Origin of the sequence: Methanobrevibacter acididurans, assembly GCF_046197875.1 — an archaeon.
GTDB lineage: Archaea > Methanobacteriota > Methanobacteria > Methanobacteriales > Methanobacteriaceae > Methanobrevibacter_A > Methanobrevibacter_A acididurans.
On the sequence record NZ_CP166991.1, the window covers coordinates 1,584,680 to 1,606,701 of the forward strand.

The window sequence follows — 22,022 nt, forward strand, 5'->3', positions numbered from 1 at the left end:
TTTTTAAATTAAAAAAAAGAAGATACAATGGATGAAGAAACTAAAACAAAAATATTAGAACTTATGGAACTTACTGAGGGTAAAATCTGTAATCATTGCTTAGGTCGTAAATTTTCAGATGTGATTGAAGGTGATGGAAATTTTGAGCGCGGTAAAAAAATCCGTGAAGAATTAAAATTAAACGACTTAGAAGAAAATGATGAATGTGATATATGTAAAAATTTATTTAAATACTTAGATGAAACAATACTTAAAAAAGTTGAAGCTAAAGTAAAATATTTAAATTTAGAATATGAAACTTTTGTAGTTGGTTCAAAATTAGAACCTGCGATTACAGAGAAGGATGAATATTTAAATAAAAGATTAGATCTTGATGTAGAACCTATAAAAAAGGAAGTTAATAGAACTATTGGGAAACTTTTAGAAAAAAATTTAAATAAAGAAGTCGATTTTATTACTCAAGATATAGTAATTATGGTTGATTTAAAAAATGTATTCAATAAAGAACCTAAAGTATTAAAAGATGGTACTTTAGATAATATTAAAGTTAGAATACAAATAAATCCAATATTTATTGAAGGCAGATATAATAAATACATTCGAGGTATTCCACAAACTAAATGGCCATGCCGAAATTGTAAAGGTAAAGGCTGCGAAAAGTGTAATGGAACAGGTAAACAATACCCAGAATCTGTAGAAGAATTATTGTCTGAAACTGTATTAAAAGAAAGTAAAGGATATGAAGCTAAATTTCACGGTGCTGGAAGAGAAGACATTGATGTAAGAATGTTAGGAACAGGAAGACCATTTGTACTAGAAATTAAAGAACCAAAAATAAGAAATTTAGATTTAAAAAAAATAGAAAAAGAAGTAAATATTCTTAATAATAATAAAACTAAATACAATGATTTAAAATTCGTTAAACGAAATAGAAAAGCTGATATAAAAGTTTCATCCTCTGATAATTACAAAGTTTATAGGGCTTTAGTAAAATGTGATGAAGAAATTAATAAAAATGATTTAAAAAAATTAAATAAATTACATATAATTGAACAAAGAACTCCTATTAGAGTAGCTCACAGAAGAGCAGACAAAATTAGAATCAAGGAAGTTAAAAATATTAAAACTAATTACATTGATTTTCATAGCTTTGAAATGATAATAAAAACTCAAGGCGGACTTTATATCAAAGAACTCATTTCAGGAGATGAAGGTAGAAGCCAACCCAATATAAGTGAATTATTAAATAATAAATCTATTTGCGAAGAATTAGATGTAATTGAAGTAGGAATGGAATGAAATAATTTTAAATATTTTCTTAAAAATGAAAAAGTTTTTATATAATTTGAACTAAATAAGAAATTGTTAAAATAGTAAACTATATTAACATGTTAATAACAATAATTTATTATTATCAATTTACTAAAATTTCATTTATTTTAATAATTTTTTTATTCTGAAATATTTTTGAAATTTATCTATTTACTTTATAATTTTAGAACTAAATTAATTAACTAAATATATTAGTCTTTTTAATATAAATTAAAATCTGCTGATAATTAATTAAATACTGAAATTATTTAAATTTATAAAAAAGTGATAATTTAGCTATAAACCCAATAAAGGGAATTAATATTATCGAGGTATGAAAAATGAAAAGATCAAGAGGATTTAAAAGTAGAAGTAGAAATAAATTAACAAAAACTGCTAGACCAGGACGTTCTAATCCTATTACAAAAAAAATTCAACAATTTGAAGAAGGAGAAATAGTTCATATTATTATTGATCCAAGTATACAAAAAGGACAACCACATTCCAGATTTCACGGGAAAACTGCTAAAGTAGTTGGACAAAAAGGTGAAGCTTATATACTTTCTTTAAATGATGGAAATAAAGCTAAAGAATTAATAGTTAGACCAGACCACTTAAAAGCTCAAGAGTGATCTCAATGATTGGGAAAAAAACTTTGGATGTGAATCCAATTCCTGCTGCTGAAGTGAAAGAAATTTTAGAAGAGTTTAGTGAAAAAAATGAACTTAGCTATGAACAAAATTTAACTTTAGCACATGTAACAAACTTCCAAAAACTTCCTTTAGAAGATACAGAAAAATTAATCAAAGAATTAGAATCTATTGTAAAAACAAAATATGCAATACGAATAGCTGATTTAATGCCAAAAGACCTAGCTGATTTAAGATTAATATTTGCTAAAGAAAAATTTCCAATGAAAAAAGATGAAATGGAAGATGTTCTCAAAATTTTAAATAAATATCAAGTAGAAGAGTAAAATCACTACTTAATATTACTATTTTTAAATTTTTTTAAAAAAATATTACTATTTTTAAAAATCCAAATTTTTAATAATTTGGTAGTTTTAACCAGCTTTAATAAAAGGACTATTTTTAAAAGTTTTAGAATTAAATCTTAATCTTCAAGTTTTAAGATTATAATTTAATAAAAAAATCTTAATATAAACAAAAAATAATAAAAGTAAATACAAAAATTATTATATTAGGTTAAATAAAAAGTAAATTAATTAAGATTAAAAATAAAGATAAAATATTACACGGTGGTGATTAAATGGATATTAATAACCCTAAAAAAGAAGATGAGGCAATAATACTGGATTATTTGAGTTTAGGTTATGTTAAACCAGATATGACATCTTTCAGAGGAAATGCAGTTGCTCAAGCCATTGGTACACAAAGATTCAATTTATTAGAGTTAAGTCCTAAAAAAGGTGAAGACTTAGAAATTTTAGAAAAAGTTTACATTGGAGCAGGCAAAAGAGAAAAAATTAGCACAGTGAAAAGAAAATTAAACTTAGATGACTTAACCGCAACAAGTAGAATTGAAATAGATTTTGCAATTAAAGAAATAATAGAATCACAAGAAGAGAAATATGTAAAATTTTTCAATGAAGCAGGACCAATAAGCACAAGATTGCATAAATTAGAATTAATACCAGGAATTGGAAAAAAACATAGAGAGGAATTATTAAAAGCAAGAAATGATAAACCATTTGAAAGTTTTGAAGATATAAAAACTAGAGTTCCATTACTAACTGATCCAGTTGGAATGTTAGTAAATAGGGTGAAATTGGAATTAGATAATACTAAAGTTAAAAGAGGTAAAAATAAGTATTATTTATTCACTCAAATTCCGTCTAAAAATCATGGAAAAAAAAGACACCCAAACAATAGAAACAGAAAATATAAACAAAGATAAACTTTAATGAAAAAAGAGTACAACCTTTTTTCAACCCCTTTTTCTAATTTTAAATAAAATTTTTCCTTAAAAATAAAAATGATGTGATTAATTGAAAATTGAAGAAAACAAATCATCATTAGCTAAAGAAACTAAAAAAATTCTTCAAAAAAATAAAATTCACTTAAATAATAATTTAGGACAGAATTATTTAATAGATGAATTCAAAAGAAATCAAATTATATCATTTGCAAACCTAAAAAATGATGACAATATCCTAGAAATCGGTCCGGGTATTGGAACTTTAACTATTGAACTAGCTAAAAAAGTTAATAAAGTAACAGCTATTGAACAAGATACTAATATTTTTAAGATTTTAAAAAAAAGATTAAAAAATGAGAATATTAATAATGTTGAATTAATTAACGAGGATGCATTAAAAGTCAAATTTCCAGATTTTAATAAAATTGTTTCAAACTTACCTTACCAAATTTCATCTCCAATAACATTTAAACTTTTAGATTACTCATTTGACTTAGGTATTTTAATGTACCAAAAAGAATTTGGAGAACGCATGGTTGCTAAATCTGGAAACAGAAATTATTCTCGACTTTCAGCAATGTTATATTTTAAAAGTTTGATTGAAATCTTAGATAATGTATCTCCAGAATCATTTATTCCAAAACCAAAAGTTGAATCAGTTATATTAAAATTAACTCCTAAAAAAAATATAAATTCAAAAATTAGTGATGAAGAATTTAAAAATTATGAAATTGTTTGTAAAACTTTATTTCAACACAAAAATAAAAAATGTAAGAATGCTTTAATCGATTCTCGTCAAATATTAGGATATAAAGACAAAAAATTATTGAAATCTAAACTAAATGAAATTGATGTTAATGAATTATTTCTAAAACGTGCCGTAAATATGAGTCCGGAAGAAATATTATTATTATCTAAAAAATTAGAAACTGTAATCAAAAAATAATTATTTTTTAGAGGAATAAACATGAAAATTGGAGAATTTGAATTGGAAACAGAAGATTTAGTATATATACCGTCAGATGATACTTTTCTTTTAGCTGAAAATCTTGATATAAATTATGGTGATACTGTACTCGAAATTGGAACGGGAACAGGATTAGTAGCTATGTATGCGTCCCAATTAACAAATAAAATAACTGTTACGGATATTAATTTTAATGCATTGCAATTAGCTGAAAAAAATTTTAAAAAAAATAATATTGATAATATTGAAATAATTTTTGGAAATCTATTTGAACCATTGAAAAATAGAAAGTTTGATGTAATTTTATTCAACACTCCATATTTACCTACTTCTAATGATGAAATTTTAGACAATGATTTAAATTATGCTTTTGATGGTGGACCAGATGGAAGAAAAGTCATAGACATATTCTTAAATCAGGTCAAAAATTATTTAAATGAAAATGGAAAATTACAGATGATTCAGTCATCTTTATCTGATATTGATAAAACATTGCAAAAATTAGACCATCAAGGATTTATATCTGAAGTAGGTGCTAGTGAAAAATTCTTTTTTGAAGAAATAGTTTTAATAAATGGATACTTAATTTAAAAAAAAAAAATAAAAAAATAATATTTATTGAATTTCACCATTAAATACTAATTTTGCTGGACCTTCCATGAAAACACCAATTTCATTATCTTCTTCATAAATCTTAAATTTAAGATCCCCTCCAGGCAAATGAAGGAGAATATTCTCATTAAAAAAGCCTAATTTATAACCTGCAATAGCTGTAGAAGTTGCACCAGTACCACAAGCTAAAGTTACTCCTGCTCCTCTTTCCCAAGTTTTCATTTCTCCTTCATTAGGAGAAAAAACTTTAACAAAGTGAACATTTATTTTTTCAGGAAATACTTTATGACATTCTATAGCTGGACCGAACCTATTGATATCAACATTATTTAAGTCATCAACAAAGATGATTGCATGAGGATTTCCAACATTAATTGCAGTAACATTAAAATGTTCCCCATCAACAAGCAAATCTTGATTTAAAAATTCTTCCTGATTTGAAATCATTGGAATTTCATTTGTTTTAAATGTTGATAAGCCCATATTAACTTTAAATGATACAGGCTCATTATTTTCAACTTGAACCTCTAAAGTTAATATATTACACATAGTTTCTATTGTCATGGATTTTTTGTTGATTATATTATTTCGGTATACATAATCTCCGAAACAACGAATTCCATTTCCACACATTTCTGCCTCAGAACCATCGGGATTAAACATCCGATATCTTAAATCTGCCTTTTCAGAGTTTGAAATAAATAGTAACCCATCAGATCCTACACCAAAATGTCTATCACAAAGAAATTTACATGCTTCGGGTTTATTTTTTTCTGAAATAATTTCTTCTTTTGTTTCATCAATGATTATAAAATCATTACCAATACCATGCATCTTTGAAAATTTTAATCCTTTTAAATCCATTGTTAACCTCAAATTTTAATTTTTTAAATGATCTGGAATAATCTGTTTATTAAATAAATCATCAAATTTTTCTTCTTCACGAACTAAGATAGGTTTTCCGTTACTTATAAGAACTTCTGCAGGTAAAGGTCTAGAATTATAGTTAGATGCCATTGTAAAACCGTAAGCTCCTGCATTTAATATTCCTAATATGTCTCCTTCATGAATTTTTGGTAAAAATCTATCTCTTGCAAATAAATCTCCAGATTCACATACATTTCCAGCAACATCTACTTTTTCAACTGGGTCTTCATTCATTTTATTAGCTAAAACTATATGGTGGTATGAACCGTACATAGTAGGTCTTAATAATGTGTTAAATCCTGCATCAGTTCCAATAAATTTCCTATAACTTTGTTTAACACTGTTAACAGATACTAATAAAACAGAAGCGTCTCCTACAATATATCTTCCAGGCTCTAAATATAATGTTGGTTCTTTCATATCATATTCTTGGAGTTTTTGTTTAAATAACTCTACATTTTCTTTTGCAAAATTATCAATATCTAATAATTTTTCATCAGGTGTATATGGTATTCCTATGCCTCCACCAAAATCTATGAATTCGAAATCAATATCTGCTTCTTTATGTACTTTACCTGCAATATCCATTGTAGATTTAATTGCTAGTTTAAATGGTTCTGGATCTAAAATTCCAGACCCTATATGAGAATGCATACCTACAGGATTAAATCCTAATTTTTTAGCTAATTTATATGCTTCAACTGCTTCAGTTTCCATTATACCAAATTTAGCCATTACTCCACCAGTAATACAATGTTTATGATGTCCTGCTTCAACCATTGGATTAACTCTAAAAGATATTTTAGTACCATTAGGATTTATAACTTCAGCTAATCTTTTAAGAGCAGACATAGAATCTATATTTAACACAACATCTTCATCTGCAACAAATTTCATTTCTTCATTTTTGATATTGTTTCCAGTGAAAAGAATTTTATCAGAAGAAAATCCTAATTTTTTACATGTATAAACTTCACCTGGAGATACAGTATCTATGCAGCAACCTTCATCTTTTAAAATAGACATTACCGCGAGGTTAGTATTCGCTTTACATGCATAAAATACCTTGAAATCTTTATAATATTTTGAAAATGCATTATAAAATCTTTGATAATTTTCTCTTATTCTGTTTTCATCAATAACATATAAAGGAGTGCCAAATTCTTTTACTATATCGCAAACATCTGCACCACCAATAGTTAAATGGTTTTTTTCATTAGTTTTAATATTTAAATCCATGATTTAACTCCAAAGTGTATTTAAATTAATTATTATTTTTTGAATATTTAACTAGATTCAATATAATATTCATTATTAAAAAAATTTATTGTTATTATTATATATAATTAATCTCGGAATAAATTAATAAAATTTATAAAAATTCAATTAACTTTTTCAATACGGTATGTTCTTAAATTTAATTTAAGTCATATTAAATTTCATATTAGAAATTTATTTCTCTATAATGGTTTAAATATAAATTTAATAAAAAAATATATTTTAGAACATCACATATAAACTAAATTTTTAAATTAATAATAAGTAAAAATAAAATATTCTAAAAATTAAAGATAATTTATCTATTTAACGAACAATAAATAAATCAATGAAGAGAATTGTAAAAATAAAATATGTGAATTTTTTTGAAAAAAAATGAATTATATAGTGTGATAAATTATGGTAAAACCTTACGGATTAACAATGAGAGGAATTGTAAAAAAAGACGATAAAATTTTACTCATAAAAAGACATTCTAAATCTAAAACTGGAGCATGTCAATGGGAACTTCCTGGAGGAAAAGTTGAAAAATGTGAATTCTTTGATGAAGCACTAATTAGAGAATTTAAAGAAGAAACAAATTTAAATGTAAGATTAGGAGATTTTTATGAGGCTATACAACAAGATTTTATCAATAGACGAACTGTACAAATAATTATTTATGTAATTCCTGAAAATTGGGAAGTTAAAATAAGTAATGAACATGAAGATTATACTTGGGCAGATATAAAAAAAATAAAAACATTAAATATTACAGAAGGATTAAAAAAGTTATTAGAAAAAAAGAATTGGGTAATTTAAAACATTTATATTTTTTTAATGTTTAATTAATATTTGAAAATACCTCATCTAATAATGGAATCATTTTATCAACATCAGATTTAGAAATTAAAAGTGGTGGAGCAAATCTTAAAACATTACCGGCAGTACAATTAATTAATACTCTTCTTTTTCTCATTTCATCAACAATTTCTCCACCAGGCATATTTAATTCAATACCTATTAATAATCCTAATCCTCGTACATCAGTTATAAAATCATATTTAGATTTTAATTCTAAAAATTTATTTTTTAAGTATTTTCCAACTTCCTCTGCATTTTCAGATAATTTTTTTTCAATAATTTCATCAACTGCAGCATTAGCTGCAGCACAAGATAATGGATTTCCTCCAAAGGTAGATCCATGATCCCCTGGAACAAAACCTTCAGACACTTTATTTGAGGTTAAAGTTGCACCTATAGGAACCCCTCCACCTAAACCCTTAGCAAGAGAAATTATATCTGGCTTAATATCAAAGTATTGTGAAGCTAATATTTTTCCAGTTCTTCCTAAACCAGTTTGAACCTCATCAATAATTAATAAAACATCTTTTTCTTTACAATAAGCATCCAATTCTTCAAAATATCCTTCAGGAGCCATGTTTAACCCGCCTTCACCTTGAATTATTTCAATCAATACAGCTGCAGTATTATCATCTATAGCTCCTTTCATCGCATCCATATCACCAAAATTTACATGTTTAAAACCAGGAGGTAATGGTTTAAATGGTAATTTATATTGATCTTGACCAGTTGCAGTAACTGTTAACATTGTTCTTCCATGAAAAGAATTATAAGTTGCAACAATATCCCCTTTTCCGGTGTATTTTCTTGCTAATTTAATAGCAGCTTCATTTGCTTCAGCACCACTATTTGAAAAGAATACTTTATCTAATCCTGAAAATTCTGCAATTTTTTTAGATAAAATAGCTGCAGGTTCATTATAGTATATATTAGAACAATGAATCATTTTTTCAGCTTGAGTTTTAATAGCATTTACCACTTTATCATCAGTTTGTCCAACATTATTAACTGCTATACCTGCAAAAAAATCTAAATATTCATTCCCATCTATATCATAAACAAATTGTCCATGACCATGATCTAAGGCTATAGGTTGTCTCCCATAAGTATGCATTATATGTTTATCATATGTATCAATAATTTCATCAGTATTCATATTATTCCTCTTAAAATATTTTTTTTAATATTATTAGTAAATCATAAAATTAGTTTATTATAATAAAATGTGATTATAAATTATGTTTTTTAAAGTATAAATAAGTACAATTATAAATTTAAATTATGTATGAGTTGATTTTATGGTGAATGTAAGATTAGGTAAATCTGAAATAGTAGTAAATAAAAATGGGTTTGGAGCATTACCAATTCAAAGAGTTCCAATGAAAGAAAGTATTAAAATAATTCAAAAAGCTTACCAAGGCGGTATAAATTATTATGATACTGCCCGTGCTTATACTGACAGTAAAAAAAAGTTAGGTATAGCTCTTAATAATGTCAGAGATAAAGTTGTAATTGCTTCTAAAACAAGGGCTTTAAATGTCGAAGATTTTTGGAAAGATTTAAATCAAAGCCTTAAAGAATTACAAACTGATTATATAGATTTATACCAGTTCCATAATCCCCCATTTGTCCCAAAACTTAATGATAATACTGGTCTTTATGAAGCAATGATTGAAGCTAAAGAAAAAGGATTCATAAAACATATAGGAATTACATTTCATAAGTTGAATTTGGCAGATGAAGCTATAAATAGTGGTTTATATGAAACATTACAATTCCCTTTTTCTTATTTAAGTGGAAAAGAAGATTTAAATATAATCAAATCATGCAAAAAAGAAGATATAGGATTCATTGCAATGAAAGCTTTTTCAGGTGGATTAATTACCAATGGATATGCTAGTTTTGGATTTATGGAAAAATATGATAATGTTTTACCAATTTGGGGAATACAAAAGGAAAAAGAATTAGATGAAGCCCTTAATAATTTAAAATCTCCTGTTAAATTAAATAAAAAATTAATCGAAGATATAAATAATGATAAAAAAGATTTAATTGGGGAATTTTGTAGAGGATGTGGATATTGTTCCCCTTGTTCTGTTGATATCAAAATATTTATGTGTGCAAGAATGTCATTATTTTTAAGACGTTTCCCCCCGGAGTTATATTTAACTGAAGATAATCAGAAGATGATGAAACAAATCGAGGAATGTACACATTGTAATAAATGTAAAGAAAGATGTCCATATGAATTAGATATTCCTACTCTCCTAAAAGAAAATTATGAAGATTACAAAAACATAATAGCTGGAAAAACAAAAGTCAGTTATGTAAAAGAATAAAATTAGATTAATTTATATAGATTAATTTAATATATAAAAAATATTATTAAAAAAAAATATTTAAAGAGTTAAAAAAAATGAAAACTGCAACTATAGAAACCGAGAAAGGAAATATTATATTAGAATTATTTCCTAATGAAGCACCAGGAACCGTAGCAAATTTTGAAAAACTTGCAAATTCAGAATTTTATGATGGTTTAACTTTTCATAGAGTTATTCCAGATTTTGTAATACAAGGTGGAGATCCAAATGGTAATGGAACAGGTGGACCTGGATACACAATTAAATGTGAAACTGAAGGGAATCCACATAAACATGGCGTAGGAGCTCTATCTATGGCTCATGCAGGTAAAGATACTGGAGGAAGCCAATTTTTCATAACTCATTCTCCTCAACCTCATCTTGATGGTGTGCACACTGTATTCGGAAAAGTTATTGAAGGTATGGATGTAGTGAATGCTATAGAACAAGGAGATGTCATGAATAAAGTGAGAGTTAAAGGATAAAATCCTTTATAAAACTCTTTTTTATTATGATAAATTTTAAAAAAATGTTTTTATAAAAAATCTTTTAAATCCATATTAATTAATTTATAATAAGTTTTATGTGATTGAACAACATCTTCCATAGTTATATTTTTATGTTCTCTTTTTACTGCACTAGAAGCAGCCAAAAATATTAATAAATAATTTTCTGTTAAATTAAACCGAGTATTGTACATATCCATATTCTTAGAATTAACATTTGTAATATTATTTCTAATATTTTGAATTTTACTAAAAAGTTTTTTACTTTTTTTATCCCATCTTATAGTTTTTAATTTGTCATAAAAATTTTGAGTAGGTGGAGTGTAATCTAAATCTTGATTAAATTTATCAAATAAAACCATTACTTTATCCATTAAATTAAATATTCTTTCAACTCGAACTAAGTGAGATGATTTAACATTACAGATAGTAGATAATAATGTAAATGTACTAATAAACATTGTATATATTATCAAGTCCCCGTGTAATGAAGGTAAATAAATTAAAGGCTTATCCAGAACTGAAGCATAAGTTAACTGAGGATATTTATTATAGAGAGATTCATTATTATATGAATTTTTATCATCTGAAATATTTAGTCTTTCATAATCTTTTTCTGCAGTATTTTTAGCTTCTTTAAAAATTTTTAAATAAATTTCACAACCAAATAATTTTTTAGTATTTTCTAAAATATCAGATAAACCTTGGATATTGCCAAATTCCTGTTCAATTTTTTTAATTTGATTTTTAGTATAATTTTTTTCATCTGAAATTGAGTAATTAATATCTTTCATATAATTCCTACTTAATTAAATTTTAGTTAATTTATCCATTAAACCAGATTTACGAGCATAATGAAAAAGGTATAATTGTGCATATCCTGCATAATCTCCAAATTTATCCATTCCAAAATCACGGACTTTATTGGCAGAAATATCTTCACCATTAAAGTAAAGATTAGATATTATTCTTTTTATCCATACATCGGAAGGAAAAGCTTCTTTAAAACCAAAACCATATAATAAAATACAATCTGCAACTTTAGGGCCAACACCTGGAATTTTTATTATAGTTTGAAATGCTTCATCATACTTCATTTTAAATATATCATTATAATTTAGTTGATTTGTAAATATATCTGAAGTTTTTTTCATATATTTAGCTCTATAACCCACACCACATGATTTAAGATTATTAACACAACATTCAATCTCTGTATGATGGTTTAATGCTTCATATTCTTCTAAATCATTTTCATAAACTTTAGATAAAGTTGAGGGAGTAGGAAATGTGAAAAAATTTCCAGAAGGAAATAAGATTTCTTTACCCCATTTGTAATTGATTTGAGAAATAGATTTAGTCCAACGATTAATTGAATTATTAGCACTGCAAATAGATGAAATAATACATTCAAAAGGATTTTTAGCTAAAAATAGGCGTAACCCATTACAAAATTTTATAGAATCAATTAATTTAGAATCCATCATTAAAAACTTGTAAAATTTATCTAAATCAAAATCTAAATTATATATTCTAACAATTTCAGAACATATTTCTTTTTCTAAAGATTTTTTATTAAATAGGGATGAATCTAAATTTAATGGTAATTCATAATCTAAATTTAATGATTTAAAATTCTTTTGGGATAATTTTATAAGCACAGGAGATTCTTTTAAAATTAATAAACTTTGATACTCACCTTCCTCATTTATAACCCATGGAGGTTGTGAAGTTTGACCAGATGATTGAGTTAATTCCAAATTTATTAATTTATTAAATTTCATCATTTTAACATCCCATTACATACGAACATTAACACCATGTTCTTTTAAATATTTTTTTACAACTGGAACAGGATATTCATTAAAATGAAATATACTTGCAGCTAAAGCAGCACTGGCATTAGCAATTGTAAATGCTTCTTTAATATGTTCAGGTGTTCCAACTCCTCCAGAAGCTATTACAGGAATATCCACACTATCATTTATCGCTTTTGTAAGATCTAAATCATAACCATCTTTAGTCCCATCACCATCCATAGAAGTCAATAATATTTCACCTGCCCCTTTCTCCTGACATGTTTGAGCCCAAGAAATTGCATCAATACCAGTAAATTCTCTACCTCCATATATACTACAATCAAACCAACAAAGACCTTTATCTGTTTCTATTACATTCTTATCAAGTGCTTGAGTTTCATCATCAATATATCTTCTTTTAGCATCTATACCAATAACTACTGCTTGGGAACCCACAACTTCAGCAGCTTCAGTTAAAAGATTAGGATTATGAATAGCCGCAGTATTTGTAGAACATTTATCCGCTCCAGCTTTAAGCATATTTACATAATCTTCTACCTTACGTATTCCTCCACCTACACATATAGGGATGAAAACATTCTCAGTTAATCTTTCAATAACTTCTTTCATGGTCCCTCTTCTTTCATGAGAAGCTGTTATATCCAATATAACTATTTCATCAGCACCATCTTCATAATAACGAGTAGCTAATTCTACAGGATTACCTGCATAACGAATTTGTTTAAATTCAACCCCTTTAACAACCCTACCTTCTGGAACCTGCAAATCACAATCTAAACATGGAATAATTCTTTTAGTTAACATTAAATACTCCCTTAATAATATCTTTTTATACATTTAATTTTAAAAAATTACAATCTTTATAAAAATTACAGTATTATATAATATGTTTTGATATTTAAAAAATACTAAGGATTTATTAATAATAAAAATTAAATTATTTAATAGTATTATATTTTTAATATAATATTAAATAATGGTCCTATGGTCTAGCCTGGAATGACGCGGGACTTCGGATCCCGAGATCGGGGGTTCAAATCCCCCTAGGTCCGTCTTTTTTTATTAAATATTCAAAAATTATCATCAATGATTATTGCATCTTTAAAAAAGTCAGGAATTAAAGATTTATATAATGGACTTTTAAGTAACATTTTTATATCACTATCAAGGATGTAAGTTACACAAGAATCATCTTCAGCACGCATTCCCCTACCATATGCTTGCATTAATGTCATGACTGTTTTATATGCATACCAACGTTGATCTCTTTTTCTTCTCATATTAACTTGTTTATCTCCCAAATAAGGAAATGGTATTTTGTATATAACTTGGAATCTACATTTATCATATGGTAAATCCACACCTTCACTCATAGATGGAGAAACTAAAACTAATGGCTCCTGATTTTTTTCAAAATATTTTAAAACTCTTTCTCGATTAGCAGAATTGTGAGAAATCAACCGTGAATTTGGTAAATTACGAGTTATATAATTTTGACATTTATAACTGTTTGTGTGTATTAATCCTTTATCGTTCTCATGTAGTTTAAGAATTTTATTAAGTATTGGGAGAGTTTTTGGAGCAGTGTGTTTTACTCTATTAGCAGACATTTTTCCAGCCAATTTAAGCTCGATTGGCCTTTTTTCAGGAGGAAAAGGACTATCTGCTTTAATATGGTAAACTTCTTTTGGATTAAGTCCTAACCATTTAGAGAACATTTTATGAGATAAGATAGTAGCACTTAAAAAAATTACAACATCCCCATATTTAAATAAATAATCTTCAGCATAGTGATGAATTCTAAGTGGTTTAAAAGAAACTCCTTCATCTGTAGGATCTATAACCCAATTTTGAGGTTCTTTTTGAAGATTTTCTTTTAATTTCTTCAATCTAAATGTGGTAGATTGAATTCTTTCTATTTTATTTTTTGGAAGATCTTTAATATCTATATCTTTATATGCATCATAAATTGCATCAATTTCATTTATCCAATCTTCAATTCCACCATTATAAATAGTTTTAGGACTTATAACTTTATGAATATCTTTTTCTAAACGTTTATTATAAAGATTTAATTCTAAAATTCTCATTAATTTATTTTCTATATTATGGGCTTCATCAAGGATTAATAAACTACGTTGACCGAAATGTTTGACATAATTTAATTCTAAAATAGCATAATCGTAATTCATTAAAGTTATTGGAGAATTTACAGCATTTGCTTTTTGTTGCCAATAATTACAATGATTTTCAGATTGATAAAATAAAACACCCCCATTAGAATCTTCAAAAGCTTCAGTAGCATCAAGAGTTGGATTTTTTACTACACCAAATGGACATGTAAATTTAGAGGAAGAAGGTGATGTTTTACATGTCCCCATATCACAAGTTGTGTCTAAATTTTCATTCAAACAACCAAAATTGGATCTCCCTTTAACAAGAGGAAAATGAAATTCATTCATATATTGAGATTGTAATTGTTTAGTCATTGTTAATATATATGCAGATTCATACATCCTAGCTAATGTTGTGGCAATAGCTGATTTACCTGTTCCGGTACCTGCTTCTAAAATTATATATTTATAACCCTTAGAAATAGCATCTTCTATATCTTCGATTATTTCAAGTTGACCTGGTCTAGGGTTATTAAATGGAAAATTTTCTATAATATTTTCATTAATATTGGGATATTTATTTTTTAAAAAATCAATTTGAATTTTAGGTAAAGAATTATCTTCAAATGAATAAGATTGAGGTATTTTTACTTCTTCTAATTTTTTTTTAGTTTTAGATTTTTTAAAATTATCTAATTTTATATATTCTGTTTCGGAACTCATATTATTACTCATATATGTATTTTTAAAATGTTTAGCTATTTTAATATCTTTTATTGATTAATTTTGCAACAAATTAACTTTTTTAACATCCACTTAAGACAAAAAATAGAATTACTCTTTTACTAAAATATTGAATCTGATAATATAAATAAATAAACCTAGAGTATGTGAAAAGTAATATAATATATTAAATTTAAAATAAAAGATATTTATTAAATGAAATGTATAATAAAAATTTAATAAGATGAGTAATTTAAAATAATTATTAAAGTGATAAATTTGGTAAAAAAAGGAAAACTAATTGGAATTGGAGTTGGGCCTGGAGACACAGAATTATTAACTATAAAAGCAGCAAATATCTTATCAAAAATTCCTGTGATATGTTCCCCAAAATCCTCAAAAGAAAAAGACAGTATAGCTTTATCAATAATTAAACCTATTATTGAAGATAGAGAAGATAAGGATACATTAAAAATTTTAGATCCTATTTTTCCAATGACTGAAGATAAAAATATTCTAGAAAAACATTGGGATGATGCTTCAAGAATAATATCCAATTTTTTAGATAAAGGACTGGACGTAGCATTTATAACATTAGGGGATCCTGCTATTTTTTCAACATTTTCTTATGTGCAAAAAAGATTATTCACAGATTACACTGTTGAAATGGTTCCAGGAATTACTGCATGTACTGCATGTGCATCAAGTATTGGTAAGCCATTAGTTGAAAAAAATGAAGTTCTTAGTATAGTCCCTAAAATTGATAATAGAATAGAATCAATATTAACAGAAGGTGATTCTATTGTTTTAATGAAACCTTCAAGAAATACTGATGAACTTGAAAATATTATTAATTTTAAATCTGAAGAAAAAGAAGTATTTTCTGTTGAAAAATGTAGTATGAAAGATGAGAAAATTATAAAAGGATTTTCTAAAGATAAACCTTATTTAACTACTACTTTAATCAAATTTAATAAAAAAAGTAATTAAATAACTAAAATTTTTAGTTATTTTAAAATTTATTCTGATTCAACTAAAGGAATGAATTCTTCATCAGTAGGTTCGACTAAGAAAGTACAGCAATTATCTCCCATAGTATAACATTTAATTTCTGTCACTTCAACTACTTGTTTTAAATAAGATGCTAATAAAGATTCAATTATTCCTGCGTCTAAAAAACATGCAGGTTTTCCGGTTTTTGGAAGTAAACCACATTCAAAACAATCAACTGAAGTAATTTCAATTGTATCACCTAATTTAATACTTAATTCTCCAAGACCATTATCTTTCCAGAAATTTATAATATTTTCAGCAAATACATTAACATCATCATCTTTTAGTTCTTCATATATTGTTTCACCAATATGTCTTCCAGTATCCAATAATATAGGGTCAATATTTATTCCTTCTTGAATTAAAGTAGATCTTAAAGTATGGAATAATAAAAAAGAAAATTGAAAATTAGTTTCATTAAGAATGTTATCAATCAAGAAATCTATTTTTCGTTCTTCCAATTCTACAGGTTCAGCAGCTTCAATTTCCCCTAAACATCTGGATTTAATATAAAATATTTTTTTTCTATGATCATTTGGATCAAATTTGTAAGATACAATACCATCTTCTCTTAATGATTTTAAATGAACGGAAATGGTGGATTTAGATTTTCCTGTGTTTTTAACTATTTCATCAAATTCCATTTCATTATTTTTAAGCATTGATAATATTGTAAGTTTTACAGGACTTTTTACAACATTGACTCCAATTTTTCCATCAATTTTTGAAAAAATTTGGATAGGAGGTTCTTTCTCTTCTAATTCTAAATTATTATTATCCATTATTAGCCTCTATTTAACGACTTTTATTAATTAATAAAAAAAATTTTAATTTTATAATTATAAGCTTATAATTAATTTTAATATTTATAATATTTATACTTGTTCCTATAATTACTAATAGTTTTAGCATATTTTTAATATCAATGAAATCTTATTAAATAGATAGACTTAACTTGAAATAATAATTATTTTATTTAATAATATTTTTAATTTTTTTTGGATATTTTTTACTTAATTTTATATTTCATTGAAAAATAATGATATCAAATATTTTATTAAAACAATACCTTTATATATTATAAATTAATAAAATAAAACTAATGTTCTAGTAAATACGAACATGTTTTTAATAATTTCTAAAAAAATATTAGAGGGAAAAAATGAAAGCAAAAGCTCAAAAAATCGCTGAAGGAGTATACTGGATAGGTGTACTTGACTGGGACTTAAGATCTTATCATGGATACACATTAGATGGTACTACTTACAATGCATACTTAGTATTTGGAAAAGATAAAACTGCATTAATTGATAATGCATATCCAGGAAAAACCGAAGAAATTATGGCACGTATAGATGATGCATTCGAACAAGAAGGAAAAGATGTAAACATAGATTATATCATACAAAACCATGTTGAAAAAGATCACAGTGGAGTATTAGTAGATCTCCATAAAAGATTCCCTGAAGCTCCAATATACTGTAGTGAAATAGCTGTAAAAGGATTAGAAAAACATTACCCCGCACTTCAAGGATTAGATTTCCAAACTGTAGGTACTGGAGATTCATTAGATTTAGGTGGAAGAACCTTTGCATTTTTAGATGCATTTTTACTTCATTGGCCAGACAGTATGTTCACTCTCTTAGTAGAAGATGGAATTTTATTCCCAAATGATGCATTTGGACAACATTTATGTTTCACCAAAAGATTTGATAAAGATATTCCTGATGAAATACTTATGGATGGGGCAAAAAAATTTTATGCAAATTTAATTACTCCTCTTTCTAAAAAAGTTCTAAAAAAATTTGATGAAATTATAGAATTAGATTTATTAGATAAAATTAAAATGATTGCACCATCACACGGTCAAATATGGACAGACCCTATGAAAGTTATTAATGCTTACAGTGGATGGGCTACTGGAAAATTAGCAGAAGATAAAATTACTATAGTATATGATACAATGCATTACTCAACTCAAACAATGGCACATGAAATTGCAGAAGGTGCAATTGCCGAAGGATATGATGTTGAAATGTTTTATTTACATGAAGATGAAAGAAGTGAAATTGTTAAAAGTATTTTAACTAGTAAAGCAGTAGCATTCGGTGATCCAACAATAAATGATTACCCATTCCCAAGTATGGGAGATATTTTATTCTATTTAAAAGGTCTTCATTTCAACAGAACAGGATTTAAAAGACCTGCTGTAACATTTGGATCCATGGGAGGAAAAGGTGGATCACCAGATATATTAGCAGAATATTTAAATGATTCTGGATTTGATGTAATAGAAAAAGATGAAATTTATTATGTACCTAATGAAGACGAAAAAATAGCAGCATATAAATTAGGTCAAGACTTAGTAGCAGCTGCAAAAAAATTAGAATTATAAACATACCCAAAAATTAATATTAATGTAAAATATATATTAAAATGAAAATTTAAATTATTGGAGGAAAAAATATGGCAGAATATGAACGTAAAATAGGAACTACAGTTAATACTGATGTAGAAAAAGAAGTAGCAGGAAATTTCAAAGGAGAAACTGCTGAAGTAGGTATTTATATGGCTATGGCTAGACAAGCATCAAGTGAAGGTTATGGAGAATTAGCTGAAGTATTTAAAAGATTAGCATTTGAAGAAGCTGAACATGCAGCAAGATTTGCTGAAATGAATGGTGTTATTAAGCCTACTTTAAGTGAAAATATTGATATGATGCTTGATGGTGAATTAAAAGCTAATGTTGAAAAAAGAGAAGCTTCTGATAAAGCAAAAGAAGCTGGTCTTGAAGATGCAAGCGATTTCTTCCGAGAAAGTTCTAAAGATGAAGGACGCCATTCAAGAATTTTAGAAGGAATTAAAGAAAGATATAATTTATAAATTTCTTTAACCTTTTTTTATTTTTAATAAAAAACTTAAAAATCAATAATCTATTTTTTGAATATAAAATAAAGTCCTTTAAAATAAAAAAACAATACATTAAAATAAATGATTACAATAATCATATATAAATAATTAATCATTTAACCTTAAATATAAAAGTTACTAATTTTAAATCATGATTTCAAACGAATCATGTACATGTAAATTATATTTTATAGAAAAATAAAAAAATTAAAAAATTTTTTTATAATAATGCTGCACTAAAACCATAAATTAAACTTATTATAATTATCATTAGCATTAAATAAGATGAAAATTTTGTCAACAATTGAACTGTTTTTTCAGACAATTTATAACTTAATAATGTTTCAAACATCAAACCCCCATCTAAAGGTTTCATAGGCAATAAATTAAATGAACCTATTGCAAAATTTAGGAAAAAAATCCAATTAAATAATTGAATCATTGGAAATATTACCCAAAGAACAGGACTTAATTGATTACTCCCTAAATCATTATTAAAACTATAATGTTTAACTGTTTGAACACCCATATAACCTAAAGTTTTATTATTTGGATTTTCTCCTAACTTAAAACTATAAATTCCTTGATCCGTCGATACATGAACCGTTTGATATGGTCTAAATGTTTTTATTGTATTTATGTAACCTTGAGAATTATCAAAACTTTGATTATTTATTGACTCTACAACCATTCCAGATTTTAAAATCCCATCTGCAGGAGCATCAGAAACAACCCTATCAATGCTTACCCCATCTTCATGAAAATACATTGGAACAACAGCAGAAGATAAAACCAAAACAATGATTAAAGAAATAACTGCAAGAACCATATTACCCATTGATCCTGCAGCATAAATTCTTAACTTACCAGATTTGGACAAATGTTTAATTTCATCTTCATCAGGTTCAACAAAAGCCCCAGGGATTATCGCAAACAATAATAAACCAATAGAATTAATTTTTACATTTTCTACTCTAGCTAATATTCCATGAGAAAATTCATGAATAATAATCACTGTGATTAAACCAATAATACCATAAAGAAATGGTATAAAAATTGGTGATCCTGGGATATCAACTCCAGGAATAACTAGTCCAACTGCAGGAGTTTGAGATATATTGGCAAATGAGTAAATTAAACTTACTGCCATGAAAATCATTAAACCAAATGAAATAATGATTCCTATATTCATATACCATTTCCAAAACTTTTTAGATTTATTAGCTATTCTGTCTATAAATCCCCTAAGTCTTTTTGTCTTCCATAATAATACTGGAAATTCAACTTCCACATCATGTTTGACTAAATAATCTTTAAAAATTAGAGCGAATAACCAAATAATAATAAAAGCTATAACATAATACCAAATTCCATTCATGTTTTCACTTACAAAAATTAAATTAATAAATATTAAAAATAGGAATTAATATTTATCCCATATCATTGAATTAAAAAATACTAAATTTACAAGGTCCCCTTTTTCTATTCCTTCATTATTTTCATCAATGATTATATAACTATTTGCTTCAACCATTGATCTAATAATTCCTGAACCTCTATTTAATATATGTTTTGCATATTTTTCATCAGCATAAGTTCTAATAAAATCAGTTCTACCTAAATTTGATGGAATTTTTAGTAAGGATTCTCTTTCAACAATTTTAAAATCAAAATTAAGCCCTTGCATTTGAATTAAATATTTTCTTGCAAAAATATCAAATTGGGCCATAGCTGCAACTGGTTGACCAGATAATGTGAAAACAATAGTATCATTAATTATACCAGACCCTACAGGTTTTCCAGGTCTTATAGAAACACCATGAAATAATAATTCTCCAGAATCTTCTACAGCATCCACAACAACATCCCCTTTACTAATTGCAGTTCCACCTGTAGTTATGATAACATCAAACTCTTTTGAATTTTCAATAAGAATAGATTTAACTTCCTCAAAATTATCATGAGCATGTTCTACTTCAACAGTAGCGCCTGTACTTTGGATTAAAGAAGAAATTGTATATTTATTTGAATTAATTATTTTAGCTTTATCTAAAGTAGAAGAAGGTTCAACTAATTCATTACCTGTAACAATTAGTTTTACTTTAGGTTTTTTATAAACTTTTATTTCTTTAAAACCAGCTGAAGCTATCAAACCTAACTCTTGAGATCTAATAAATGTATTTGAATCTAAAATTTTATCTCCCTTTTTTAAATCCTCACCTAAAGGTGAAATATTATCTTTAGGACTAACTTGAGAATGAATATCTAAATCATTACCCTCATGTGAGGTGTACTCTTCCATTAAGACCGCATTAGCCCCTTTTGGAATTGGAGCTCCTGTAGCTATCCTAATTGCTTCACCCGATTTTATTGTTTTTTCAGAAAAGTCCCCCGCACCTATAAAATCTATTAATTTAAGATGTTTATGATTATTATTAGATGCTCCAAATGTATCTTCCGCCAAAACAGCATAACCATCCATAGCAGATTTATCAAATGGTGGAGAATCATGAAAAGAATATATATTTTCAGCCAAAACTCTATTATGAGCATCTTTAATATCTATTTTTTCTATATCCATAATTTTTTGAAAATTATCTACTTTTTCTAAAGCATCATCTAATGGCATTAATTTTGAAAAAAAACCTTTCATATAATTT

22 protein-coding genes and 1 tRNA gene are annotated in these 22,022 nt (G+C 26.2%); 13 read left to right on the forward strand and 10 right to left on the reverse strand.

The window, feature by feature from the left end; all coding sequences use genetic code 11:
- Positions 1-27 precede the first annotated feature (27 nt).
- The 6 genes from ACA135_RS07880 to ACA135_RS07905 all read left to right on the forward strand — a co-directional run bounded on the left by ACA135_RS07880 (position 28) and on the right by ACA135_RS07905 (position 4,807).
- The gene (locus ACA135_RS07880) at positions 28-1,299 is read left to right on the forward strand and encodes a tRNA pseudouridine(54/55) synthase Pus10 (protein ID WP_409198201.1); all 1,272 of its coding nucleotides are present in this window, start codon (positions 28-30) and stop codon (positions 1,297-1,299) included.
- 353 nt (positions 1,300-1,652) lie between these two features.
- Complete coding sequence (locus tag ACA135_RS07885; protein WP_409198202.1) at positions 1,653-1,943, forward strand: 50S ribosomal protein L21e; 291 nt, start codon at positions 1,653-1,655, stop codon at positions 1,941-1,943.
- Positions 1,944-1,948: 5 nt separating this feature from the next.
- On the forward strand, positions 1,949-2,287 hold the full coding sequence (locus ACA135_RS07890; protein ID WP_409198203.1) for an RNA polymerase Rpb4 family protein: 339 nt from the start codon (positions 1,949-1,951) through the stop codon (positions 2,285-2,287).
- Between the two features lie 293 nt (positions 2,288-2,580).
- A complete protein-coding gene (locus ACA135_RS07895; RefSeq protein WP_409198204.1) occupies positions 2,581-3,228 on the forward strand; it encodes a DUF655 domain-containing protein in 648 nt (215 codons plus the stop codon).
- Between the two features lie 91 nt (positions 3,229-3,319).
- Positions 3,320-4,195, forward strand: coding sequence for a 16S rRNA (adenine(1518)-N(6)/adenine(1519)-N(6))-dimethyltransferase RsmA (gene rsmA, locus ACA135_RS07900; protein WP_409198205.1), 876 nt, complete (start codon positions 3,320-3,322; stop codon positions 4,193-4,195).
- Between the two features lie 21 nt (positions 4,196-4,216).
- Positions 4,217-4,807 (forward strand): HemK2/MTQ2 family protein methyltransferase, encoded by a 591-nt coding sequence (locus tag ACA135_RS07905; protein WP_409198206.1) that lies wholly within the window; start codon positions 4,217-4,219, stop codon positions 4,805-4,807.
- 24 nt (positions 4,808-4,831) lie between these two features.
- Here the strand turns inward: ACA135_RS07905 and dapF are convergent, their stop codons facing one another.
- Positions 4,832-5,692: a diaminopimelate epimerase gene (gene dapF / locus ACA135_RS07910; RefSeq protein ID WP_409198207.1), complete on the reverse strand. Its 861-nt coding sequence runs from the start codon at positions 5,690-5,692 to the stop codon at positions 4,832-4,834.
- 15 nt (positions 5,693-5,707) lie between these two features.
- Positions 5,708-6,994 carry a diaminopimelate decarboxylase gene (gene lysA / locus ACA135_RS07915; RefSeq protein WP_409198208.1) on the reverse strand — a complete coding sequence of 429 codons (1,287 nt, stop codon included), beginning with the start codon at positions 6,992-6,994 and terminating at the stop codon, positions 5,708-5,710.
- A 438-nt stretch (positions 6,995-7,432) separates the two neighbouring features.
- Here lysA and ACA135_RS07920 point away from each other — a divergent pair, with 438 nt between their 5' ends.
- Positions 7,433-7,834, forward strand: a complete 402-nt coding sequence (locus tag ACA135_RS07920) for an NUDIX hydrolase (protein WP_409198209.1) — start codon at positions 7,433-7,435, stop codon at positions 7,832-7,834.
- 22 nt (positions 7,835-7,856) lie between these two features.
- Here the strand turns inward: ACA135_RS07920 and ACA135_RS07925 are convergent, their stop codons facing one another.
- Positions 7,857-9,032 (reverse strand): aspartate aminotransferase family protein, encoded by a 1,176-nt coding sequence (locus tag ACA135_RS07925; RefSeq protein WP_409198210.1) that lies wholly within the window; start codon positions 9,030-9,032, stop codon positions 7,857-7,859.
- A gap of 142 nt (positions 9,033-9,174) precedes the next feature.
- Here ACA135_RS07925 and ACA135_RS07930 point away from each other — a divergent pair, with 142 nt between their 5' ends.
- Positions 9,175-10,215: an aldo/keto reductase gene (locus ACA135_RS07930; RefSeq protein ID WP_409198211.1), complete on the forward strand. Its 1,041-nt coding sequence runs from the start codon at positions 9,175-9,177 to the stop codon at positions 10,213-10,215.
- 77 nt (positions 10,216-10,292) lie between these two features.
- Positions 10,293-10,721: a peptidylprolyl isomerase gene (locus ACA135_RS07935; RefSeq protein WP_409198212.1), complete on the forward strand. Its 429-nt coding sequence runs from the start codon at positions 10,293-10,295 to the stop codon at positions 10,719-10,721.
- Between the two features lie 50 nt (positions 10,722-10,771).
- Here ACA135_RS07935 and ACA135_RS07940 read toward each other — a convergent pair whose 3' ends face one another.
- The 3 genes from ACA135_RS07940 to hisF are packed head-to-tail and all read right to left on the reverse strand — an operon-like array spanning position 10,772 to position 13,366.
- Positions 10,772-11,536, reverse strand: a complete 765-nt coding sequence (locus ACA135_RS07940) for a hypothetical protein (RefSeq protein ID WP_409198213.1) — start codon at positions 11,534-11,536, stop codon at positions 10,772-10,774.
- A gap of 15 nt (positions 11,537-11,551) precedes the next feature.
- Entirely contained in the window at positions 11,552-12,526 is a 975-nt protein-coding gene (locus tag ACA135_RS07945; RefSeq protein WP_409199110.1) for a DNA glycosylase, read from the reverse strand.
- A gap of 15 nt (positions 12,527-12,541) precedes the next feature.
- A complete protein-coding gene (gene hisF, locus ACA135_RS07950) occupies positions 12,542-13,366 on the reverse strand; it encodes an imidazole glycerol phosphate synthase subunit HisF (protein ID WP_409198214.1) in 825 nt (274 codons plus the stop codon).
- A 174-nt stretch (positions 13,367-13,540) separates the two neighbouring features.
- On the opposite strand from hisF, the gene ACA135_RS07955 reads away from it, so the two are divergent.
- A tRNA-Arg gene (locus ACA135_RS07955) sits at positions 13,541-13,614 on the forward strand.
- 18 nt (positions 13,615-13,632) lie between these two features.
- Here the strand turns inward: ACA135_RS07955 and ACA135_RS07960 are convergent.
- Entirely contained in the window at positions 13,633-15,411 is a 1,779-nt protein-coding gene (locus tag ACA135_RS07960; protein ID WP_409198215.1) for a helicase C-terminal domain-containing protein, read from the reverse strand.
- Positions 15,412-15,678: 267 nt separating this feature from the next.
- On the opposite strand from ACA135_RS07960, the gene cobI reads away from it, so the two are divergent.
- Complete coding sequence (cobI, locus tag ACA135_RS07965) at positions 15,679-16,389, forward strand: precorrin-2 C(20)-methyltransferase (protein ID WP_409198216.1); 711 nt, start codon at positions 15,679-15,681, stop codon at positions 16,387-16,389.
- A 29-nt stretch (positions 16,390-16,418) separates the two neighbouring features.
- On the opposite strand, the gene ACA135_RS07970 is transcribed toward cobI, so the two are convergent.
- Positions 16,419-17,234 carry a V4R domain-containing protein gene (locus ACA135_RS07970; RefSeq protein ID WP_409198217.1) on the reverse strand — a complete coding sequence of 272 codons (816 nt, stop codon included), beginning with the start codon at positions 17,232-17,234 and terminating at the stop codon, positions 16,419-16,421.
- Positions 17,235-17,614: 380 nt separating this feature from the next.
- Between ACA135_RS07970 and ACA135_RS07975 the strand changes: the two genes are divergently transcribed.
- Positions 17,615-18,847, forward strand: coding sequence for an FprA family A-type flavoprotein (locus ACA135_RS07975; RefSeq protein ID WP_409198218.1), 1,233 nt, complete (start codon positions 17,615-17,617; stop codon positions 18,845-18,847).
- A 71-nt stretch (positions 18,848-18,918) separates the two neighbouring features.
- Positions 18,919-19,335, forward strand: coding sequence for a ferritin-like domain-containing protein (locus ACA135_RS07980; protein ID WP_409198219.1), 417 nt, complete (start codon positions 18,919-18,921; stop codon positions 19,333-19,335).
- Positions 19,336-19,582: 247 nt separating this feature from the next.
- Here ACA135_RS07980 and ACA135_RS07985 read toward each other — a convergent pair whose 3' ends face one another.
- On the reverse strand, positions 19,583-20,740 hold the full coding sequence (locus tag ACA135_RS07985; RefSeq protein WP_409198220.1) for a site-2 protease family protein: 1,158 nt from the start codon (positions 20,738-20,740) through the stop codon (positions 19,583-19,585).
- Between the two features lie 45 nt (positions 20,741-20,785).
- On the reverse strand, positions 20,786-22,015 hold the full coding sequence (glp, locus tag ACA135_RS07990) for a gephyrin-like molybdotransferase Glp (protein WP_409198221.1): 1,230 nt from the start codon (positions 22,013-22,015) through the stop codon (positions 20,786-20,788).
- Between the last annotated feature and the right edge of the window lie 7 nt (positions 22,016-22,022).